The organism is Cryobacterium sp. 10I1 (assembly GCF_035019805.1).
GTDB classification, from domain to species: Bacteria; Actinomycetota; Actinomycetes; order Actinomycetales; family Microbacteriaceae; genus Cryobacterium; species Cryobacterium glucosi.
The window spans coordinates 1-2,850 of sequence record NZ_JASJVF010000345.1 but is presented as its reverse complement, the minus strand read 5'-3'; the positions used below and the strand labels follow the sequence as shown (position 1 = coordinate 2,850).

The 2,850-nt window shown below is 68.5% G+C and carries 5 protein-coding genes; all 5 read left to right on the top strand.

Annotated features, from left to right (window positions below; genetic code table 11):
- Positions 1 to 128: 128 nt before the first annotated feature.
- Positions 129 to 869 carry an SDR family NAD(P)-dependent oxidoreductase gene (locus tag QN345_RS17705; RefSeq protein ID WP_166787365.1) on the top strand — a complete coding sequence of 247 codons (741 nt, stop codon included), beginning with the start codon at positions 129 to 131 and terminating at the stop codon, positions 867 to 869.
- A 73-nt stretch (positions 870 to 942) separates the two neighbouring features.
- Positions 943 to 1,923 (top strand): MFS transporter, encoded by a 981-nt coding sequence (locus tag QN345_RS17700; RefSeq protein WP_322140765.1) that lies wholly within the window; start codon positions 943 to 945, stop codon positions 1,921 to 1,923.
- A 51-nt stretch (positions 1,924 to 1,974) separates the two neighbouring features.
- Positions 1,975 to 2,307, top strand: a complete 333-nt coding sequence (locus tag QN345_RS17695; protein WP_322136029.1) for a hypothetical protein — start codon at positions 1,975 to 1,977, stop codon at positions 2,305 to 2,307.
- A gap of 66 nt (positions 2,308 to 2,373) precedes the next feature.
- A complete protein-coding gene (locus QN345_RS17690; protein ID WP_134448872.1) occupies positions 2,374 to 2,646 on the top strand; it encodes a hypothetical protein in 273 nt (90 codons plus the stop codon).
- A partial coding sequence (locus QN345_RS17685; RefSeq protein WP_323508989.1) for a hypothetical protein occupies positions 2,643 to 2,850 on the top strand: 208 nt, incomplete at its 3' end. The genes QN345_RS17690 and QN345_RS17685, both read left to right, overlap by 4 nt.

The following is a 2,850-nucleotide window of genomic DNA, read 5'->3' as shown; positions in this document are numbered from 1 at the left end:
GGTACGCAGGGCATCCGCTGCACACCCCGCTGATCGCCCTCTCCAGCCCGCACACCCGGCAGATCGCATCCGTCGATTTCGACGTTCCGGAACCGGCCACGACGCACGCGGAGCAGAGGAAGGGGCGGGTGCACGGCAAGATCGCCATCGTCACGGGAGGGAGCGGCGACCTCGGCAGCGCCTGCGTGCGGCTCCTCGCCCGCGAGGGCGCCGTGGTCGTCAGCCTCGACGTCACCCCGCCGGCCGAACCGTGGCACGAGCCGGGAATCACCTCCCTCGAACTCGACATCACCGACCCGGAACAGGTGGAACGCGCCGTGGCCCGGGTACTCGAGACGGTCGGCGTTCCCGACATCCTCGTGAACGCCGCCGGTATCATCGGGCGCGCGGCGCCCTCGCACGAGTCGACCCTCGCCGAGTTCGACCGGATCTTCAACGTGAACGTCAAGGGCACCTGGCTCATGACGAAGTACGTGGTCCCGGCCATGATCGCCGCGTCGCGCGGCAGCATCGTCAACTTCTCGTCGATCCACGGCATCACCGGCGGCAGGAGCGTGCCGCTGTACCACGCCACGAAAGGCGCGGTCCGGCTGCTCACCAAGTCCGACGCCGCGACCTACGGTGAGCACGGCATCCGGGTGAATTCGATCCACCCCGGCTCGATGAACACGAGGATGAGCCGCACGGCCGCCGACATGAGCGCTGTCGGGCCAGAGGCGTACTACCGCCAGCTGGTCGAGGGCAATCCGCTCCGCCGGCAGGGGGAACCCGACGAGATCGCCTACGGCGTGCTCTACCTCGCGAGCGACGAATCCCGCTTCAGCACCGGTTCCGAACTGGTCATCGACGGCGGATACACCGCCGTCTGACCCAGGGCAGACCACCCGCACCACCCGAACCACCCGCCCCAACCCCACCAGGCACCTTGTCAAAGGAGACAGCATGTCCAGCACGGTTCCAGCGTCGACCATCCCCCAGCGGATGCCTCGAAAGGCCGCGGCAGCGGCATTCGTCGGCAGCGCCCTCGAGTACTACGACTTCTTCATCTACGGCGCCGCGGCCGCCCTCGTCTTCAACCACATCTTCTTCTCCGCCGCCGACCCGGCGATCGCGACCATCGCCTCCCTGGCGACATTCGGCGTCGGCTATGTCGCCCGGCCGTTCGGCGGGCTGATCCTCGGCCACTTCGGCGACCGGATCGGCCGCAAGCGGGTGCTGATCCTCACCCTCGTGATCATGGGGGTCGCGAGCCTCGCGATCGGCTTCCTGCCCACCTACGACCAGATCGGGGCCTTCGCCCCGGCCCTCCTCGTGCTGTGCCGCCTCGCGCAGGGGTTCTCGGCCGGCGGGGAAGCGGCAGGGGCGAGCACCCTCGCCATCGAGCACGCCCCCGAACATCGCAGGGCGTTCTTCTCCGGTTTCACGATGACCGGGTATGCGGCCGGTATGGTGCTCGCCACCATCGTCTTCATTCCCGTCGCGGCCCTACCGGAGGACCAGCTGTATGCCTGGGGCTGGCGGGTGCCGTTCCTGTTGAGCGCGGTCGTGCTCGTCGTCGCATACATCGTGCGGTCCCGTCTCGACGAGACGCCGGTGTTCGCCGAGACGAAGTCCGTCGCCGCCGTCGAGAGGTTCCCGGCCGCGCAGGTGTTCAGGCACCAGTGGCGCGACGTCGTGCGCGTGCTCGTCTGCTCTCTGTTCGCTGTGACGCAGACCGTGTTCACCGTCTTCGGCCTCGCCTATGCGACGAGCCCCGCCGTGGGCATCGATCGCGGCACGATGCTGTGGGTCGCGACCGTGTCCATCGCGGGTTCCCTCGTCACCATCCCGCTGTTCTCGGCTCTGTCGGACCGCATCGGGCGCCGGCCGGTCTGGATCATCGGCACCCTCGGTTCCGCGGCGACCATCTTCCTCTACTTCTGAGCGATCTCGACCGGTTCGATCCCGCTCATCTTCCTCGGCGGCTTCCTGAACATGACGCTGTTCTATTCGATGGTCAACGGGCTCTGGCCGTCGTTCTTCACGGAGATGTTCGCCGCGCCGGTGCGCTACTCCGGCTTTGCGATCGGCACCCAGCTCGGATTCCTGCTCGCCGGCTTCGCTCCGAGCATCTGTTATGCCCTGCTCGGGAGCGGGATCGACGGCTGGGTTCCCGTCGCCGTCTTCACCGCAGCCACCATGGTGCTCTCGGCGATCGCCGCCGTCACCGCGCGGGAGACCTTCCGGGTGCCGACCGCCCTGCTCGGGGCCGACGCGCTGCGCGTCGAGGCACCGGAGCGACCTCGATCGACGGTCGGCGCTGGCTAGTGTCGGCGGGGTGACGTACACTCCCAATATCGAACATTTGTTCGATCATTACGGAGGAGCCACCGAATGCCCCAGATCATCGACATCCGCGTCGACGTCGAGCTTTCGGCCGACGGCGACCCCCGCGCCTTCACCTGGGACCGCTTCGAGCACACCATCATCGGGCAACCGCAGGCGGTGTTCACGCGCACCCGCTGGTGGGAGAACGACGGGGTGCCCACCCGCATCGACACCGAGCTGTGGCGGGTCGACGCGGCCCGCGGGGGCGAGGAACAACACCGGTACGACCTGCGACGCGACGTCGACGGGTCGTGGGTGCTCGCCCTCGACTGGGGATGAACGAGCCGGGCACGGGCCGGTCGCGCACTGCCGGGCCGGGCACCGGCTTCCCGCACCTGCACGTCGCGAGCGCATACTCGACCCACTACGGGGTGACGCTTCCCGAAGCGCTTGCCGGCCAGGCGAGGGCCCAGGGCCTGCTCACGGACGTACGCCTCGATGAGGGGCAGCTGCTCGGGTTTCCCCAGGTGCCTGCGGAAGACA

Bases quoted from the DNA above. Each gene is read 5' to 3' on its own strand.
- QN345_RS17700 (WP_322140765.1), top strand. From the start codon at position 943: ATGTCCAGCACGGTTCCAGCGTCGACCATCCCCCAGCGGATGCCTCGA.
- QN345_RS17690 (WP_134448872.1), top strand. From the start codon at position 2,374: ATGCCCCAGATCATCGACATCCGCGTCGACGTCGAGCTTTCGGCCGAC.
- QN345_RS17695 (WP_322136029.1), top strand. From the start codon at position 1,975: ATGACGCTGTTCTATTCGATGGTCAACGGGCTCTGGCCGTCGTTCTTC.